At 42.3% G+C, this 17,687-nt stretch carries 16 protein-coding genes, 1 pseudogene and 1 other annotated feature; of the genes and pseudogenes, 11 read left to right on the top strand and 6 right to left on the bottom strand.

The annotated features are described in order from the left end of the window. Positions 1 to 136 precede the first annotated feature (136 nt). From CCC70_RS16695 to CCC70_RS07415, 3 genes and pseudogenes are all read right to left on the bottom strand, one after another. Positions 137 to 340, bottom strand: a pseudogene (locus CCC70_RS16695) (helix-turn-helix transcriptional regulator); the annotation flags it as partial. Next, entirely contained in the window at positions 316 to 1,743 is a 1,428-nt protein-coding gene (locus CCC70_RS07420; protein ID WP_287084571.1) for a response regulator, read from the bottom strand. The pseudogene CCC70_RS16695 and the gene CCC70_RS07420, both read right to left, overlap by 25 nt. A gap of 1 nt (position 1,744) precedes the next feature. Beyond that, positions 1,745 to 3,550 (bottom strand): sensor histidine kinase, encoded by a 1,806-nt coding sequence (locus tag CCC70_RS07415; protein WP_287084570.1) that lies wholly within the window; start codon positions 3,548 to 3,550, stop codon positions 1,745 to 1,747. A gap of 212 nt (positions 3,551 to 3,762) precedes the next feature. Between CCC70_RS07415 and CCC70_RS07410 the strand changes: the two genes are divergently transcribed. The 5 genes from CCC70_RS07410 to CCC70_RS07390 all read left to right on the top strand — a co-directional run bounded on the left by CCC70_RS07410 (position 3,763) and on the right by CCC70_RS07390 (position 9,379). After that, positions 3,763 to 5,070, top strand: coding sequence for an ABC transporter substrate-binding protein (locus tag CCC70_RS07410; RefSeq protein WP_110103601.1), 1,308 nt, complete (start codon positions 3,763 to 3,765; stop codon positions 5,068 to 5,070). A 59-nt stretch (positions 5,071 to 5,129) separates the two neighbouring features. After that, complete coding sequence (locus CCC70_RS07405) at positions 5,130 to 6,002, top strand: carbohydrate ABC transporter permease (protein WP_110103600.1); 873 nt, start codon at positions 5,130 to 5,132, stop codon at positions 6,000 to 6,002. Then, positions 5,999 to 6,841 (top strand): carbohydrate ABC transporter permease, encoded by an 843-nt coding sequence (locus tag CCC70_RS07400; protein ID WP_021976595.1) that lies wholly within the window; start codon positions 5,999 to 6,001, stop codon positions 6,839 to 6,841. Before CCC70_RS07405 ends, CCC70_RS07400 begins: the two co-directional genes overlap by 4 nt. A gap of 9 nt (positions 6,842 to 6,850) precedes the next feature. Beyond that, entirely contained in the window at positions 6,851 to 9,019 is a 2,169-nt protein-coding gene (locus CCC70_RS07395; protein WP_110103599.1) for a glycoside hydrolase family 2 protein, read from the top strand. 108 nt (positions 9,020 to 9,127) lie between these two features. After that, positions 9,128 to 9,379 (top strand): hypothetical protein, encoded by a 252-nt coding sequence (locus tag CCC70_RS07390; RefSeq protein WP_044961921.1) that lies wholly within the window; start codon positions 9,128 to 9,130, stop codon positions 9,377 to 9,379. Positions 9,380 to 9,466: 87 nt separating this feature from the next. Here the strand turns inward: CCC70_RS07390 and CCC70_RS16510 are convergent, their stop codons facing one another. Next, positions 9,467 to 9,670 carry a helix-turn-helix domain-containing protein gene (locus CCC70_RS16510; RefSeq protein ID WP_270426856.1) on the bottom strand — a complete coding sequence of 68 codons (204 nt, stop codon included), beginning with the start codon at positions 9,668 to 9,670 and terminating at the stop codon, positions 9,467 to 9,469. A gap of 347 nt (positions 9,671 to 10,017) precedes the next feature. Further along, complete coding sequence (locus tag CCC70_RS16690; protein WP_180211352.1) at positions 10,018 to 10,125, bottom strand: response regulator; 108 nt, start codon at positions 10,123 to 10,125, stop codon at positions 10,018 to 10,020. Positions 10,126 to 10,136: 11 nt separating this feature from the next. Here CCC70_RS16690 and CCC70_RS16685 point away from each other — a divergent pair, with 11 nt between their 5' ends. Continuing rightward, positions 10,137 to 10,286, top strand: a complete 150-nt coding sequence (locus CCC70_RS16685; RefSeq protein WP_412123123.1) for an MGH1-like glycoside hydrolase domain-containing protein — start codon at positions 10,137 to 10,139, stop codon at positions 10,284 to 10,286. Positions 10,287 to 10,429: 143 nt separating this feature from the next. Here the strand turns inward: CCC70_RS16685 and CCC70_RS07380 are convergent, their stop codons facing one another. Further along, on the bottom strand, positions 10,430 to 11,566 hold the full coding sequence (locus CCC70_RS07380) for an FAD:protein FMN transferase (protein WP_287084569.1): 1,137 nt from the start codon (positions 11,564 to 11,566) through the stop codon (positions 10,430 to 10,432). Positions 11,567 to 11,897: 331 nt separating this feature from the next. Here CCC70_RS07380 and CCC70_RS07375 point away from each other — a divergent pair, with 331 nt between their 5' ends. From CCC70_RS07375 to CCC70_RS07355, 5 genes are all read left to right on the top strand, one after another. Then, positions 11,898 to 12,776, top strand: coding sequence for a Cof-type HAD-IIB family hydrolase (locus CCC70_RS07375; RefSeq protein ID WP_287084568.1), 879 nt, complete (start codon positions 11,898 to 11,900; stop codon positions 12,774 to 12,776). A gap of 157 nt (positions 12,777 to 12,933) precedes the next feature. Continuing rightward, positions 12,934 to 13,563, top strand: a complete 630-nt coding sequence (gene upp / locus CCC70_RS07370) for a uracil phosphoribosyltransferase (RefSeq protein WP_044961929.1) — start codon at positions 12,934 to 12,936, stop codon at positions 13,561 to 13,563. 50 nt (positions 13,564 to 13,613) lie between these two features. Continuing rightward, positions 13,614 to 13,750, top strand: a sequence feature (ribosomal protein L10 leader region). A 51-nt stretch (positions 13,751 to 13,801) separates the two neighbouring features. After that, the gene (gene rplJ / locus CCC70_RS07365; protein WP_021652200.1) at positions 13,802 to 14,311 is read left to right on the top strand and encodes a 50S ribosomal protein L10; all 510 of its coding nucleotides are present in this window, start codon (positions 13,802 to 13,804) and stop codon (positions 14,309 to 14,311) included. Between the two features lie 75 nt (positions 14,312 to 14,386). Continuing rightward, positions 14,387 to 14,761, top strand: a complete 375-nt coding sequence (gene rplL, locus CCC70_RS07360; protein WP_015526302.1) for a 50S ribosomal protein L7/L12 — start codon at positions 14,387 to 14,389, stop codon at positions 14,759 to 14,761. Between the two features lie 149 nt (positions 14,762 to 14,910). Further along, on the top strand, positions 14,911 to 17,547 hold the full coding sequence (locus CCC70_RS07355) for a right-handed parallel beta-helix repeat-containing protein (protein WP_287084567.1): 2,637 nt from the start codon (positions 14,911 to 14,913) through the stop codon (positions 17,545 to 17,547). Positions 17,548 to 17,687: the final 140 nt, after the last annotated feature.

Raw genomic sequence — 17,687 nt, 5'->3', positions numbered from 1 at the left:
CGCAGGTTTTATCTTAACACATTCCGGGATATTGCACAATAAAAAGAACTTGCATTTTACATAAAACATATGTTAGAGTAAAATGTAATTTTAATGAGATAAAGCGGTGAAACGTTACGCTTTAATGAGATAAAGATCATATGCCGATAGAACCTGGATAACTGTTCTTTTCAGTCAGGGATACAAAGTTTTTTGGAGAGATTCCGTAATATTTCCGGAAACATTTGCTGAAATATCCGGAATCAGAAAATCCGCATAAAGAAGCTACATTTTGAATGGAAGGGCTGTCTTCCAGAAGAAACTGTCTGGCTTTTTTCATGCGGCAGACATTGATATATGAGGTAAGTGTAACTCCGGATTCCTGACTGAATACAGCAGAGAGATGCTGGGGATTGACAAAAAATGGGAAGCAATGGTTTCAAGACGAAGATCCGGATGATTAAAATTCAGACAGATATATTCCTGAACCTGGGATACAAGAGCTGACTTCCGCGGATTTTTTTCATCAGCAAGAGAATCCAGAACTGCCTTGCAGGTAGACTGGAGCAGTTGTTTTAACTGCAGGGCACTCTGGCAGTTCTGGTAAGTATTCAGGGCGTTTTCCAGAAGAGGAAAAAGCGTTTCACGCTGACTGCACTCCGTGATAAAACCGTCAAGTACAGTAAGAAAAGCAGCAGCTACACTCCAGGTCTGCCGGATATGGATTTTTTTGGTGATGATATCGTTGAAATATTCATCAATATATTTACAGAGAGCCGGTGAATTTTGCTGGCGCAGAAAGATCAGGATATCATTATAAACCAGAGGCTTTAATGTAAAATCACCGGAATGGGACTGGGGCATGAAATAAAGAAATCCGGAAGAAGACGCAGTTCTGTTATGAAAAACAGAAAGAGCCTCTTCATAGGAATAGCGGATTCCTTCCACGCCTTCATGAGGTGTTCCACAGCAGAAAAAAGTGGAAATCTGTGCGATATTATCATATATCCCGGCAAGTCTGAGACAGGATTGTTCCAGATCGGTAAAAGAAAAATCAGAGCTTTTTTCCATGATGATATACTGTCTCATCTGAGAATAGTCAATGTAAATAAGCTCTTTGCACACAGGCTGTAAGATTTCCCTGCATATATTTTCCAGGATGGTGTGGAGCAGAGAAAAATCACCTTTTTCATCCCATATTTCCGGATTGGCATTGTGGATCTCCATAAGAATGGTAAGATAATCGGAAGTTTTATGAACCGGAATTTTTTCCAGATCATCCGGGGAAATGGTTGTTCCGCTGATCACCTTCTGGAAGAAATTAAGCTGCATTTGCCGTGTATACAGATCGCGGAACTGAAAATAATTATTCACATAACTGTTTCTGGAATTTTCCTGATCGATCTCGTCACTTACTTTCTGGAGTGTCTCCATAAGCTCCCGGTGATCCAATGGCTTCAGGAGGTATCCGCGGACCTGAAGAGAGATAGCTTTTTTGGCATAGTCAAAATCTTCGTATCCTGTGGAAAGGATGAACCTGGTATGACAGTCTGTTCCAAGAGCTGCGATCATATCCAGACCGCTCATAACCGGCATGGATATATCCACAAGGGCAATATCGGGTTTAACATTTTCAATAAGCCGGATTCCGGCCTGTCCGTTATTAGCTTCCCCTGCAATGTTATAAAGGTTTTGTTTTTCAAGAAAATTGATCAGAGATTTTCTGAAAAAAACTTCGTCGTCAATAATTACAAGTGTTTTCACTTTATATTTCCCCCTCGATCAGATTTTTGTCAGGTATTACTATGGTTACAGTGGTTCCCTTTTCAGGTGAACTTTCGATGGTGAGTCCGTAATTCTCACCGTAGAGAAGAGCAATCCTGTGGTTGATACTTGGAAGCCCGAAAGAATGTCGGGCAGTTTTGAAGTCTCTGATAGAACGGTTAAGTTCGGCAAGTTTTTCCGGCGGGATACCGGAACCATTATCAGAAACAGAAATACAGATGGTACCATTTCTGATAGAAACATTTAAGTGAATATGGCATATCTGGCTGGTAAGTCCGTGGACAAAAATATTTTCCACAACAGGCTGTATGGTCAGCTTGGGTATCTCTGCCCCATGATCCTCCCAGGACGGCTCATAGGTGATCTCGTAATCAACAAAATCCATATACCGCAGATTCTGGATATAAAGATACTGTTCTGTAAGAAGCAGCTCCTGGCGCAGAGGAATGATAAACTGTCCCTTTGAAAGAGAGTTTCTGTAGAAAGATGACATGGCAGACACTGCTTTTACTGCGGTATCATTCATGTCAAGTTCTATGAGAGACTTGATGGTGTTTAAAGTATTATAAAGAAAATGGGGATTGATCTGGGACTGTAAAAGACGTATTTCCATTTTCTGTTTGGCATTTTGTTCCTCATAGATATCGTTAAGTAATGTCTGGATCTTCTGCATCATAAGGTTAAACTGGTTATAGAGAACTGCAAGTTCATCATTTGAAGAGTAACTGGCAGAAATATTCAGCTTTCCGGCAGACGCAGATTTCATTTTTTCTACAAGTCTCTGTATAGGTGCGGTGACAGTACCTGTACATAATATGGAAAAAAATACAGATAAAATAAACACTACAATGCTGATCAGAAGAATATTGTGCAGGATCACCATATGATCCAGAGGCAGACTTTCCAGAGGAATCAGGTTGATCACATTCCAGTTCAGGTCAGGATAGGATTTGCAGATAAAAAGAGTGTTAGTGCCGTCTACGGAAAAAAACTGCCTGTAGGTTTCTGTCAGGGTTTTATAATTCTCTGAACTGATTTTTGTATAGGATGAGAAGTCTTTATAAATACCTTCGGATGAAGAAGAGGAAAGTATCTGTCCATTTTCATCAGTAATATAGAAATCCCTGGAAGAGCTGTCCGGAAGGTCGCGGAATGCAGAGGAAATATTTGTTTCTCTGATCAGAAGGACCAGGGCGCCCAGATATTTGGTGTTATCAATGTTTGTAATGCTTTTTAAGGCTACAAAGGTTGGCTCCCCGCTTATCTGGAAGGGTCCGAGAAACTGAAAAGCCAGATTAGTCTGAAGGCTGTCAAGGACTTCGGGATCTAAAATGGAATCAAGCTGATCTGTTTCTGTGGTACTGCTGTGAAACCAGTGGTTTTCTGTATCCAGGATATCCCAGGCATAGATGTTTTTGTGAAGTCCGATGATACGCTGGGCCTGGTCTGTAAGTTCGGAATTTACCAGAAAATGTTCCAGTGTGTTTTCGGGAACTGTAGGGTTTTCTTTTAAAACATCGGCGATATTGCTGTTGATGGAAAGGGTGATGGCATAGTTTGATATATGATCGATCTTTTCTCCAAGGTTGCTGGTGATCAGGGATAGCTGCTGCTGGCTGGAAAGTGCGGCACGCTTGATCAGTACTTTTTTGGAGGCAGTATAAAAAAACACGGAAGTAAGCATAAGTATCAGAGAACTGAGCAGCAGATATGTAATAAAAAGCCTGCGTTTCAGACTGATTCCTAAAAATAATTGAAACGCCTTTTTTTTCAGATTTTCTATCATGGAATCCCCCTCCTGATTTTATTGGCTACATTATATAATAAGGGAAAAATTCTCACAAGTGTTGGGAAATTATTGGAGAAAATATTCCAGGTACAGCGAAGATTTTCCATGTATTTTTCCGGACGGATTTAATATAATGGTCTCATCGATAAGGAAAGCGGAACAAAATATTCAATCCGGATGAATAGAAATGTACCAAAAGGAGGACGAAAATGAAATTAAAAAAAGTGATGGCTGCTACACTTGCCACAATGATGTGTCTCTCTTCATTCAGCATGATGAATGTGTGGGCAGATAAAAAAGAGGATTCCGAACCACTTGTGATCAATTATATCAGTGCCAGAGGCGAAACAGATGCAGCGTTAAAAACATTGAAGAAGCTTGCAGAAGATTACAAAAAAGATCACCCGGATTTTGAATTCAATGTAGAGTCTATTGCAGACAGAGAAACATATCTTCAGAAGATCAAGATCCTTGCATCCAGCAATGAGTTGCCGGACTGGTTTGATGCAGATCCGGAGGCATTTTTTGAAGGCCTTTGCAAAAAAGATCTGATCTACAGTGTGGATGACCTTTATGATGAACTGGGTATCAAAGACAAGTTCTTTGGTATTGCACTGGATTATCCGAAACTCAGTGACGGAAGCAATTACCTTATGACCTGGCAGGGAAATGTAGAGTATTTCTGGTATCACAAAGACATGTTTGAAAAAGCCGGAATTACTGAAACACCCCAGACACTGGAAGATCTCCTGGATGTGTGCAAGAAGCTGAAAGATGCGGGAATGACCCCGATATCCGCAGGAAATTACGACATGATCATGCGTTATCCGGCATTTAAGGCTTTCAGACTGGAAGGAAATGACTTCATTGACAATGCAAGAATGGGAAAAGAAAAATTTAATTCTGAGACAGGTATCGCAACAGCCCAGTATACACAGGATATAGCCCAGTATTTCAGTGAAGGATGGACAAGTTCAGATACTACCGCGCAGATGGATCTGTTTCTGAACAGTGGTGCGGCAATGTTATACACCGGAACATGGGATACACCGGATCTTACAGATGATGAGGGAAATCTTAAAGATGATATTTCCATGTTCAAACTTCCTGTAGACAGCGAGGGAACCGCTACGGGAGAAAATGATTACTATGCGAATTGTGGAATCGGAACTGCCATTCTCAAGGATTCCATGAGTGATGAGATGAAAGATTTCATCAGTTATGTATGGGATAATTTTGCTGATACGGCAATGTATGAGTTCAATATGCTTCCATCCATGATGCCAAGTGATTCGGAGAAGCTGCCGGAGCTTACACAGCAGATTTTAAGTGATCTTGAGAACTGTGGCACTTTTGCCCAGTGCTGGGATGTTCGTCTGGATCCTTCTACAAACGAGGTTTACAGAAAAGAGCTGGCAAGCCTTGGAATGGGAGAATCAACTCCTGAAGAGTTCTGTGAAAACATGGACAAAGCTGTAGAACAGTATGCATCTGATTATTTTGACACTGAAGAATAACTGATAGAATGCGCAGATGCGGAATTTTATCTGCATCTGCGTATGAAAGGGGAGAGGATATGAAGCCCAGAAATAAAATCCAGCCTTTACCGTTTGTTCTTCCTGCACTGTTCATATATATTCTTACTGTTATCATCCCAATTCTGTGGTCAATGGGTTACAGCCTTTTTTCCTGGAATGGAATCGGTGATATGAAGTTTATCGGACTGGAAAATTATGTGAGGATGTTTCAGGATGAGACATTTCGTGAGGCTGTTGTAAATAATCTTAAATTTGTTGTACTGGGAAGTCTGTTCCAGTTATGTGCAGGACTGATCCTGGCGATTTTGCTTACACATATTTCCAAGGGTGGAAATATTCTGCGGGTTATTTATTTTATTCCATGTATCATTTCATCTATGGCGATCTGCCAGATTTTTTCCAAAATGCTTTCTGTCCAGCCCCAGGGTCTGGTTTGCTATGTGATGGAAAAACTGGGAATGGAACCTATCGCTTTGCTGGCAAATTCCCATACAGCGCTGATAACCATAACCCTGATCGATGGATATAAATACTGTGGTCTGTACATGATCATTTTTTATTCCGCATTTGTATCCATATCAAAGGATGTGATCGAGGCATCTACAATGGATGGCTGCAATGTTTTTCAACAGTATCGTTACATAAAGCTTCCACTGGTGAAAAATATATTCAGCATTGTCATTGTAATGCTTGTAAATGGTTGTCTGAAAACCTTTGATGTATTCTATATTCTTGACAATAAATCCAGATCAACAGAGATGGTGGCAACTTATATGTATAAAACCGCTTTTAATTCGGCTGACTTTGGCTATGGAAGTACATTGTCCGTTTTTCTGGTCATTGAATGTCTGGTAGCAGTAGGGATTATACAGAAATGCCTGGGATCGGCGAAAGGAGATGGGTCAGAATGATAAAATCAAGAAAAAATATACCTATTCGTGCTGTGTTCTATGTAGTGATCCTTATTTTTGTCATGATACAGGTCTACCCTATTTTCTGGGTTATCTGCTCCAGTCTGAAAACACCGGATGAAATGACATATACTGCACAGTATGCCCTGCCATCAGGATTTTATCTTGGAAACTATATCAGCGCACTGACGATCTCATCCATTCCAAGATATTTTCTTAACAGTACGGTTGTGGCAGTTCTCACACTTCTTGGCATCGTAGTCCTGGGATGCCCGGTTGCATTTGTGATCAGTAAGGTAAAGGTAAAATATGCCAATGCACTGATGGCATTTTTCCTGTTTGGAATGATGGTGCCTATTTTTTCCTGCCTTGTACCCATGTTCCAGATTTATAACAGGATCGGACTGAGAAATACATACTGGGCACTGGTGCTTCCGCAGATCGGGTTCGGACTTCCAATGTGTATCTATCTTTACACCGGATTTTTTAAATTTATGCCGGATTCTCTTCTGGAAGCGGCAGTTATTGACGGTGCCACAATGGGAACCACATTCCGCAAGATCGTGGTACCTATGGCTAAAAATACTACAATGACAGTTCTTACATACAATTTTGTTTTTGTATGGAATGAATTTACCTATGCCAATACGTTTATCTCATCTTCTGATATGAAAACTCTTCCAATTGGCCTGAATGACTTTGTGGGGCAGTTCGGAAGAGTGGACTGGGGAAGTACATTTGCGGCGATCGTAATATCGATCCTGCCTACACTGATCGTGTATTTTATTCTTAACAGGAACATAATCGAAGGTATGGCTGCAGGTGCGGTCAAGAGTTAGGAGGCTGAAATGGAAACAAGGATTGAATTGAAACAAGGATGGAAAATTTTGCAGGATGTTCATGATACAGGGGAAAAGATCGGGCTTTATGCTGCCAGGGAAGCAGATACTTCCGTAGGTTCCCAGGTGTCTGAATGGGAGGAACTGGAGGAACTGAAACATCTGCAGCTTATCTATGCCAGACAGCCATATTTCGGGCGTGAACTGAGATATTTCAATCAGGCACCCTGGTGGTACAAAACAGAGTTTGAAGTTCCGGATCAGAAAGTTACGGATGCTGTCCTTAAATTTACCAATGTGGATTATTATGGAAAAGTATGGCTTAACGGAGAATTTCTTGGAGAGCATGAAGGATATTCCGCTCCATTTTCCTTTAATGTAAAAGATAAGCTTGTTTTTGGAAAGAAAAATTATCTCATTGTAAAGGTAAGTTCTCCATGGGATGATGAGGTGGAGCTGGATGCACAGGATTCCAGAACCACCCTGGTAAAAAGAAATATGGTAAAAGGTACCTACGAACATTCTGATACATTTATCCAGAGAGATGTAAATCCTGTAGGAATCTACGGAAAAGTGGAGCTGATCCTGACAGAAGAAGGTGTTCTGGAAGATCAGACAGATCTGAAGTATGAACTGGATCCAGATGGAAAGAAAGCAGACGTATATGTGGAAACTGAAGCGCGAGGTCTGAAATCCGGGGAGACATATGATTTTAATGTAAAGATCCGGGAAAAAGAGTCCGGTCTTATAAAGGCAGAAAAAACTGTTCAGATAATGGCAGAGAAAGCAGAGACAGGCTTTAAATGTGAGCTTAAAGTGGAAGATGTCAGACTGTGGTCCACATGGGATCATGGTTATCCCTGGATGTATCAGGCAGAACTTACGTTAAGCAGGGGAAAAGACATACTGAGCAGCAGAACAACGAATTTTGCTTTCCGGGACATTCAGATTGAGCGTAATGAAAAAATAACAAGATTCTGGCTTAATAACAGGAAGCTGTATATAAGAGGAACCTCTTATTTTCCGGATTGTTATATTTCCGCAATGACAAGGGAACGGTACCTGAGAGATCTTCTTAATGTAAAGGCGGCAGGTTTTAACCTGGTACGAGTACATGTCCACACAGAGCAGGAAGTTTTTTATGATCTGTGTGACGAGCTGGGAATTGCAGTTCTTCAGGATTCGGAGTACAACTGGACGCATCCTTCAACAGATGAATGGGCGCAGAGATTTGCAGATGTTTACAGAGAAAATGTGAAACTTCTGAAGCATCATCCGTCTCTGATCTGCTGGATCATTATGAATGAACCGGGATGTGTTGATCCGGATGGAAATGTGAGAAGGAGATTTATGGAGGAAAATCCGGGACCTGCTCTGTATAGGGAGGTACAGAAGATGGATCCGGGCAGACCGATCATCAAGGGTTCTTTCTGCGAAGATGATCCGCTTAGCGGGGACAGCCACAATTATCTGGGTTCTTTAAGCGGTGGAGAATATGCAGATATTTATGAGCAGACAGAAAAGCTGAATACAGAGTACGGATTTGATGCACCGGGCAGCAGTGAAAATCTGAAAACTGTTCCGGCGGTATATTATCGTCTGGAAAAACTGGTGGATGATATCCCGAAGATCCAGGAATATCAGTATAAGCTTCTGAAATATTATACAGAGCATTACAGGATCCAGAAATATGAACCTTGCTCAGGATATGTACAGTTTATGTTTATCGACCTGTGTCCTCAGAGCTTCTACGGTTTATATGACTGGTGGGGAATTCCCAAAAAGGGTCTTCAGGCTATACTGGAAAGCAACGCACCAGTGGGTGTTTTTGCAAAGCACAAAGATCATCTGGACAGTCTGTATATTGTAAATGATACAGATGGAGCTCTGGGAGAGTGTGAACTTACATGGATCATTACAGAAACATTGAACGGAGAACTGGTGGAAAAGGGAAGTGTTAAAGCAGAAGTTCCGGCAGACAGCCGTGTCATGGTAAAAACCTTTGAGAAAGAATACGGAAAAGGCGAGAAGTGGAACCTTACACTAATTCTTTCTGATAATAGCGGTAAATGTATGGCAAAGAATACCTATCAGGATATCTGTACTTTGCTTTCAAGAGTTGATGGGCATCCGGACCGTATGAGCCATGAGTTTGGAATGAGACTCTACTGGGCCTGAGATATCCGTAGCTCACAGGCACTTTCATCCTTGACTTGTGTCAAAAATCACAACATGTTATACTTTGTGTATAAAGGAAGATTTTCGGCGTGGAAGGAGCGATATTATATGCGTTTACAGAAAGTACAGGATGCCCTGAACAAAAAAAATATCAAATTCGAATACACAGAGGAAGATGGTTGCGGAAGTCTGGATTTCATGTTCCGTGGACTGAAATTCCATGTATGGGAATACGAGGACAACGGTTGGGGTGCCGAGACCAATATTTATGCGGCTGGAAGAAGTGAGGACATTGACGGAGATTATGAAGAGAAGATTTCTGCAGAGATTCTTTCCTGGCCAGATATGATCAATAACTGAATATAATAATATTGAATAAAGTGGCTGTAACTGAACGAATACGCTCAGTTACAGCTACTTTTTATCGGAGAAAAGTTTTCTGAAGAACTATAGCTGTACGTTCAGGTATTCACTGGGAGATATCTGACAGTTCTTTTTAAAAACCTTGCTGAAGTAATTTCCATTGCTGAAACCAAGATGCCAGGCAATGTCGTCGAGAGTCATATCCGTAGACGGCAGAAGCCGTTTCGCCTCGGTGAGCTTCAACTGCATAGTATAGGAAAAAAGATTCTGACGTTTTTTTAAAACAATCTGGACAGATGCTCCTTACTTAGAAAAAAAGATTCTGCAATATCGGCCAGGGAGATATTTTCCAGATAATGTGCATTGATATAATCAAAAACATCACTGATTACCCTACTGGTGAACGCAGAGCAGGGTTCGGGTGATGAAGCAGAATCGGAAGTCCCAGTTTTGCCTGCTTCACTTTCCAACTGAGAAATTGTGGCTGAAAGCGCATTGTTCAAATTCTGGGGATCAACAGGCTTCAGTATGTAATCAATAACACCGGCCTGGATCGCAAGTCTTGTATATTTGAAATCGCTGAATCCGCTGATCACACTGATTTTGCTGTCGATGTGAAGTTCTTCCGGCTTTTTTTAGAGCTGTATTCCGTCCATGACGGGCATTTTCATATCTGTGATAATAATGTCAGGATGCTCTTTGAGAATGATCTTCAGGCCATCTTCGGCATTATCTGCTTCCAGAAGATCACTGTTTGCTCGGATTTATCCCATGGTGTTTTGAACTTCCGGATAAGGGATATGAAGAAGCTTGGGAGCAGATTGTGAATCCGGAAGGTTTTGCCTCCCCCTGTGGCCCTACAACTGCGGAACAGAGACATCCACGGTACGGAGGCAGATTATGAATGTCTGTGGGACGGTCCATCCTAGCCATTTTCAACGACACAGACAGCAATGGCAAATCTTCTGAAAGATTATCCGCAGACTTATGTGACAAATATGGTCTATCCGTAAGGTTTTTGGTTGTTACTGAAAAAGATTTCATGGTTCAGGATTCCACATCAGTGACATTGATCTCATCCTGGAATCCGTCAGTATAATGCAGTTCATAATCTTCTGTGATAAGAACGGCCTGCACTCCTTTTTTCTCCGCAAATTTCAGTCCGTCCTCCAGACCAAGGGCGAAACAGGTGGTGCTTAAGGCATCGCCGTCCACAGACTGGTCGGAGATGATTGTCACAGAGATCAGGCTATTGTCATATGGATAGCCGGTTTTGGGGTTCAGGATGTGATGGTATAATTTTCCGTTCTGCTTAAAGCACCTCTCATAAATTCCGGAGGATACAACAGATTTTCCGGTGATATCCATAACGGCTTCGGTTTCGTTGCGATCTGCAAAGGGCTTCTGGATGCCTACTTTGAAGGGAGTGCCGTCAGGCTTTGAGCCGATGCAGAGGACGTTGCCGCCAAGGTTGATGATGGCACTCTTTACCCCTTTTTTTACCAGAAGATCTTTCATGCGGTCTGCGATATAGCCCTTGGCAATGGCGCCTACATCGAACTGGATGTCATCAGAGGGAAGTGTGATATCCTGCCCGTCAATGGTGACGCCGTCGGAGCTGCACAGAGGGAGTGCTTTCTGAATAGCTGCATCATCCGGAACCTTCGGGTCTTCTGCTGTGAAATCCCAGAGAGAGGTCAAAGGCGCAATGGCGATGTCAAAGGCACCGTCGGACTCCCTGGTGATAGAAAGTCCTTGGGAAAGCAGAGCAGCAAGGTATTCGGATATATGCCAGGTGTCTGCTGTGCCGCTGACCGGATATGGAGTAGTCTGCCCGTCAGCATTGGGATCTTTATCCGATGTATCTTTGCGGTGATTTAATTTATAAAGCTCGCTTTTCTCATTTGTCCGGCTGAAGACCAGCTCATATTTATCGCACAGTGCCAGACAGTCATCCAGGAGAGCTTTATCCTGAGAATCGTAAATTGTGATCTGTACAGCTGTATTCAATTTGATACTGCTGATACTGATGGGCTCATTTCCGGTGATGGATGTATCTGCATCCGTGATATTTTCGCAGCCTGTGAAAAGGAGCATTGGACAGACAAGGACTGTGCACAATATTAAATAGAAGAAACGGGAATGCGAGCGGTTTCTTTTGGAATGAAAAAAATAAGTTGACATAATATTCTCCTGTTTTCTGATTGACTGACTTAACTGAAGAGCATTTATTTGATGCAAATCTATGTAGTACATGTGGATGGGGTTATTCACTTAACCGGATCAAGCAGCGACGCGGATTGCGGATATACGCTTGACCGACATCGGACAGATTTATGAAATCTCATTATACCATGTATTTCTGAAATCAGAAAGGCATATGCCTGTCGCAAAAATCATTGTATTTTGCAATAATATAAGATATAATTTCTCCGAAAAAAGAACATATTTGCTATGGATGCTATGGATCCGAATGATTGACCGGAATTTTTACAGATAAAAGGAGAAATTTTTCATGATAAAAGTAATTGCAAGTGATATGGACGGCACACTTCTTGGTGATGACCATAGGATCGCACCGGAAACCCTTGCGGCGGTCAGGCGTGCCTGCGATGCGGGAATCCGCTTTATGGTTGCCACCGGCCGGAATTTCCCCGGTGCCATGGAGGAGCTGAAGGGAACAGAGCTGACCTGTGATTATGTGGTGAGTAGCGGCGCTGAAGTACGGAATCCGCAGCAGGAGGTTGTAAAGAGTACACCGATCTCTATTGAGCTGTGTGAGGAGGTCTATGATACGGCAAAAAAATACCCGGTATCTGTGGCATTTTTTACGGATCGCTACGATTACCGTATTGGAACAAAGAAAGAAATTGAAGACGGGATCATTCAGCAGATCCGTCTTTTCAATATGGACATAGATACCAGCGAGGAGATTGTACGGAAATCCCCGCAGTACCGCAGGATCGCCGGAAACACGAAAGGGATTTCCGATATCCGTTCCCTGGAGAGCAGCGGTGCGCCGGTATATAAGATCTTCATTTTTGCGGCAGATGTGGAGCAGCTGGAGAAACTCAGCGATGAGCTGAAAGAAAATCCAGCCGTTGCAGTGGCTTCTTCCTTTATATATAATCAGGAGATTACAGCAGTAGAGGCGCAGAAAGGCCCGGTGCTGAAAGAATATATCGAGTCTCTGGGATATACCATGGATGAGGTGATGGTTCTTGGTGACAGCCTTAATGATTATTCCATGATCTCCATGGATTTCGGCGCAACCGTTGCAATGGAAAATGCAGTTCCGGAGATCAAAAAGGCAGCAAAATACATCACAAAGAGCAACAATGAGTTTGGTGTGGCTTATGCTATCGATCAGGTTTTGGAACGCCAGGGAAAATAGTTTTTCCCCCTTTTGAAAAAGTGTCATATATATTATAATGTAGAAAGATGAATACAGAAAAGCGAAAGGCTTGCGTTCCGGTGTATGAAGCAGAGTGGAATGAGAAGTTTCGCTTTACAAAAAACACAGACAAAGAGAGGAAATCACGATGGAAAAAATGAAAAATGTTTATATTATGGATCACCCGCTGATCAAACACAAAATTTCAATGCTCCGTGATAAAAATACAGGAACAAACGAGTTCCGTAAACTGGTGGAGGAAATCGGAATCCTGATGGGATATGAGGCGCTTCGTGATCTTCCTACAGAGGAAGTGGAAATCGAGACACCGATAGAAACCTGTAAGACACCGATGATCTCAGGTAAGAAGCTGGCAGTGATCCCGGTCCTCCGTGCAGGACTTGGAATGGTAAACAGCATTCTCACACTGGTACCGTCTGCAAAGGTCGGACATGTGGGACTTTACCGTGATCCGGTAACACATGAGCCCCATGAGTATTACTGTAAGCTTCCTGAATCTATTGACGAGCGTATTTCAGTGATCGTTGATCCGATGCTTGCAACCGGCGGTTCTGCCGAAGCTGCCATTGATTTTGTCAAGAAACAGGGCGGAAAGAATATCAAGTTTATGTGCATCATCGCAGCTCCTGAGGGACTGAAACGTCTCCATGAGGCACATCCGGATGTACAGATCTACTGCGGTTCCCTTGACAGAGAGCTCAATGAGAACGCTTACATCTGCCCGGGACTTGGAGATGCCGGAGACCGTATTTTTGGTACTAAATAATTTTGAAAAAATCTTAAAAAATACTTGACACACCCGGCACTGTTATGGTATTGTACCTAAGAACGCTGCCGAAGACAGTAGGTGCCGTAAGGCATAAGGATCAAAACGCCTACCGAGGTCCAAGTATTCTGAGTTAAGATTACACAAGGCCTTATTGCGAAGCAGTAAGGTCTTTTTTTAAACAGATTGACTTATTGCGACGGCGGTATACAAAATCTATAAGGAGGTGTACCATTTCATGGCAAAAGTAGAACTGAAACAACCAATCGTAGAAGAGATCTCTAACAGCATTAAAGACGCACAGTCTGTTGTACTTGTAAACTACAGCGGTCTTACAGTTGAGCAGGATACAATTCTTCGTAAAGAGTTAAGAGAAGCTGGTGTTCAGTACAAGGTATACAAGAATACCATGATGCGTCGTGCATTCGAGGGTACAGCATTTGAGAGCCTCAGTGATCATTTACATGGCACAAATGCGATCGCTATCTCCGAGACAGACGCAACTGCTCCGGCAAGAATCCTTGCTAAATATGCAAAACAGTTCCCGGCACTGGAGCTGATCGCAGGTGTAGTTGAAGGTAACTACAATGATCAGGCCGGAATTCAGGCACTGTCCACAATTCCTTCAAGAGAGGAACTTCTTGGAAAACTGCTTGGAAGCATGCAGTCTCCGATCGCAAACTTCGCTCGTGTGCTTAATCAGATCGCAGAGCAGAACGGCGGAGCTGACGCAGCAGCTGCTGAGTAATCCCAGCAACGTGCAATTGGCGGCATAACGACCGCATGATTATTAATTAAAATTTATAAATGGAGGGAAATTAAAATGGCAAAATTAACAACAGAAGAATTTATTGCAGCAATCAAAGAATTATCTGTATTAGAGTTAAATGACCTTGTAAAAGCTTGTGAGGAAGAGTTCGGCGTTTCCGCAGCAGCAGGTGTTGTTGTAGCAGCAGCAGGTGCAGCAGGCGAGGCAGCTGAGGAGAAAGATGAGTTTGACGTAGAGCTTACAGAGGTTGGCGCTAACAAAGTTAAAGTTATCAAAGTTGTTCGTGAGGTTACAGGTCTTGGACTTAAAGAGGCTAAAGCTATCGTTGATGGTGCTCCGAAGGTTGTTAAAGAGGGCGCATCCAAAGCTGAGGCTGAGGACATCAAAACTAAACTTGAGGCTGAGGGAGCTAAGGTTACACTTAAATAATCCGATCAGATCAGAAGTTTTAAAGGCTGTTGTGGCTGCCGGTTTACCGGCGGCACAGCAGCCTTTTTTAGTGAAAAAATCCAGGGTAAATCTTGCTTTTTGAAGAAAAAGAAAGGATAATAAAGGAGACAGGAAAGGGTGGATGGAATATGAAACGAAAAATAATGGCCTGTATCCTTGCTGCTGCGTTGGGAATCACAGGAGTTTCTTTTCCGACGGCAGCCAGGACAGTGTCTGTTGGAAAAAATGTAAAAAATATAACTGTAAACGTGAAAAATCCTCTGGATGAACTTCGGGCTCAGGAAGCTGCAATGCAGCAGCAGGAGGAGCTTGAAGAAGAGGAAAATATGCCGGAACAGGATCTGGATCCGCTTGTGCTGGATAACGATGGCAGTGTGGTTCCTGCATCACAGGCATCCTGGACAAAGATAGAGTCAGGTGCTGTAGAAGCAGTGGATGTATCAGAGGCACCGGGGGATGAGGAAATATCGGAAAATTCAACTGAAGACACATTTTCAGATGGAAGCACAGATGGAGATTTTGACACAAATAAGAATATTTCTGACAATGCAGCAACGGAAGCTGGCAGTGAGGATATTCAGACAGCAGATGGCAGTATCAGCGGAGAATTGCCGGCAGATTTTTCCGAAGGAACGGAGAACGGCGATAACGGTTCCGAAGAACTTCAGCTTCAGCAGGAAAACGGTAATGTAGAAAACGTCGCAGAGCCGGATAATAATAAAGCTGATGAAGGCGCAGGTCAGGCACAGGCTGATTTTACAGATGATGCCAATGCTGCTGGGGATTTTTCCGCAGGAGATGCTTCAGATGGAGAACTTGGAACTTATCAGACTGTGACTCTGGAAGTTGAGGAAGGACAGGATATCACAGCACCCTTGAACACACTGTTTCTTGAACTGAAAGATCAGGCCACAGATGAAAATCCCTGCAAGATCATAATTCCACCGGGAAATTATGAACTGACAGGTACACTTTGCATGTACAGTAATATGTACTTATATGCAAGAGACGCTAATATTACAAAAACGTCTACCACCAAACATCTGATCCTCCGTCTTGGAAATACCAAAGATTCAGAAGGCGGATATGATGGATATCGCAACATTGTGATCGATGGAGGAACCTGGGACTACAATTATCAGTGTGTGGAAAATAAGGATGCACCAGGCGGATTTGTGGGATTTTGCATTGGACATGCTACGAATGTTACGATTAAAAATGCTACATTTCTTAATAATCTGAAATCTCATTTTCTGGAATTTGGCGGAGTGAAAAATGCCAAGATCACAGGCTGTACATTCAGTGGCTATTATAAGAATTATGTGGAAGGCGGACAGGAATGTATTCAGATCGACTGCTGTACAGATGAGAGCAATGTTTTTCCGCAGTACAGACCTTATGATGGAACGACCTGTGAAGATTTTGTGATCGATGGAAATGTGTTCGAAGATGTCTTTACAGGGCTGGGAACGCACAGTATGATGTCCGGAAAAACATATAAAAGGATCACAGTTACGAATAATACTTTCCATAATGTAAAAAAACGCTGTATAAGGTTTATGAATTATGAAGATTCTACAGCAGAAAATAATACCATGGTAAATGTGGGAAATGGAGTGGACATTTCTTCTGTGAGCAGCAATACACACCAGACGCCAGGCTATGATGATGGGCCGGACATGCTGAAAAACAGGAATCTTCGTGTGGCAGGAAACTACATCAGTCTTGCCAGAACTACCAGCATTGGTGGAATTGCATGGATCTGCAGTGGTATAAAAGTTTCAGGCTATAATATGAAAAAAGATGGAGCTGTGCTCCCTAAAAAGATATATCCGGTGAAAGGTGTGACTGTAGAAGATAATCAGATCAGCGGATATGGAAACGGAATCAGCATATCTCTTACTGACACAGATACCGTAACAGATAATCAGGTAACAATGAAAAAAACTTCTTCATATTCCAATTTTGGGATTTATGCCCAGGATTCCAGAGGAAGCGTTATCAGCAGGAATACAGTGTCCGGAACTGCAAATACGGGAATTTATCTCTCCGGTTCTGTCTATGCAGCAGGATCAAAACAGAGAAATCTTGTAGAGCAGAATACTGTTTCCGGAGCAGGCGGAGATGGAATTTATCTGCAATCTGTAAATACTTCATCCACTGCACAGAAGAATACTGTTAAATTAGCGGCCGGCTCGGGAATACGTGTAAATGCAGGAAAGAACAATAATGTTCTTGGTAATACCTGTTTATCCAACAAAAATCATGGCGTGAAAATTGAGTATGTGGCCGGCGGAGTCAGGGTAAAAAGCAATCGTGTGACATCAAATGCAAAAAGTGGTATTTTGCTCTGGAAATCAAAAGTATCCGAAGTATCAGGAAACCGTGCGGAGAAAAATACGGGGAATGGTGTTTATGCATATGCATCTGTAATACCGGTCATGAAAAAGAATACATTTTGTGAAAACGGAAAGGTTCAGGCGGTATATGTAAAAAGCTGCAAAGGATGGACCGGCATCAACCGTCCTTCATGCAGAGCTGTTACATCAAGAAGTACAGCTATAAGCGGAACTGCATCAGGTAGCCAGACAGTTATTGCCTATGCGCGGCGTTCCGGAAAACAGACAAAGCTGGGTGTATCATCCGTAAACAAAAAGAAACAGTACGTTATTAAAATAAAGAAGCAAAAAAAGAATACTGCTCTGAAACTTGTCTCAAAAGATAAATACGGAAATACAGTAACAGTAAATACTATTGTGAAGTAAGTATGTGTGATAAAAAAAGATTCTGTTCCGGATATCCATACATCGTATGTATAGAAGGAACAGAATCTTTTTTTTGAAAAATGTAAAAAAATCAAAAAAAGTGCTTGACACACTTTTTTTCTTATGTTAAAGTGGAGGAT

It is taken from the genome of Blautia sp. LMAG:89, from assembly GCF_008679485.1.
GTDB lineage: Bacteria > Bacillota > Clostridia > Lachnospirales > Lachnospiraceae > Blautia_A > Blautia_A fusiformis.
The sequence above is the reverse complement of the archived record's forward strand: the minus strand, read 5'-3'. Positions and strand labels throughout refer to the sequence as shown.

Bases quoted from the DNA above. Each gene is read 5' to 3' on its own strand.
- CCC70_RS07400 (WP_021976595.1), top strand. From the start codon at position 5,999: ATGATAAAATCAAGAAAAAATATACCTATTCGTGCTGTGTTCTATGTA.
- rplL (WP_015526302.1), top strand. From the start codon at position 14,387: ATGGCAAAATTAACAACAGAAGAATTTATTGCAGCAATCAAAGAATTA.
- CCC70_RS07410 (WP_110103601.1), top strand. From the start codon at position 3,763: ATGAAATTAAAAAAAGTGATGGCTGCTACACTTGCCACAATGATGTGT.
- rplJ (WP_021652200.1), top strand. From the start codon at position 13,802: ATGGCAAAAGTAGAACTGAAACAACCAATCGTAGAAGAGATCTCTAAC.
- upp (WP_044961929.1), top strand. From the start codon at position 12,934: ATGAAAAATGTTTATATTATGGATCACCCGCTGATCAAACACAAAATT.
- CCC70_RS07390 (WP_044961921.1), top strand. From the start codon at position 9,128: ATGCGTTTACAGAAAGTACAGGATGCCCTGAACAAAAAAAATATCAAA.
- CCC70_RS07415 (WP_287084570.1), bottom strand. From the start codon at position 3,550: ATGATAGAAAATCTGAAAAAAAAGGCGTTTCAATTATTTTTAGGAATC.
- CCC70_RS07405 (WP_110103600.1), top strand. From the start codon at position 5,130: ATGAAGCCCAGAAATAAAATCCAGCCTTTACCGTTTGTTCTTCCTGCA.
- CCC70_RS07380 (WP_287084569.1), bottom strand. From the start codon at position 11,566: ATGTCAACTTATTTTTTTCATTCCAAAAGAAACCGCTCGCATTCCCGT.
- CCC70_RS07375 (WP_287084568.1), top strand. From the start codon at position 11,898: ATGATAAAAGTAATTGCAAGTGATATGGACGGCACACTTCTTGGTGAT.
- CCC70_RS07395 (WP_110103599.1), top strand. From the start codon at position 6,851: ATGGAAACAAGGATTGAATTGAAACAAGGATGGAAAATTTTGCAGGAT.
- CCC70_RS07355 (WP_287084567.1), top strand. From the start codon at position 14,911: ATGAAACGAAAAATAATGGCCTGTATCCTTGCTGCTGCGTTGGGAATC.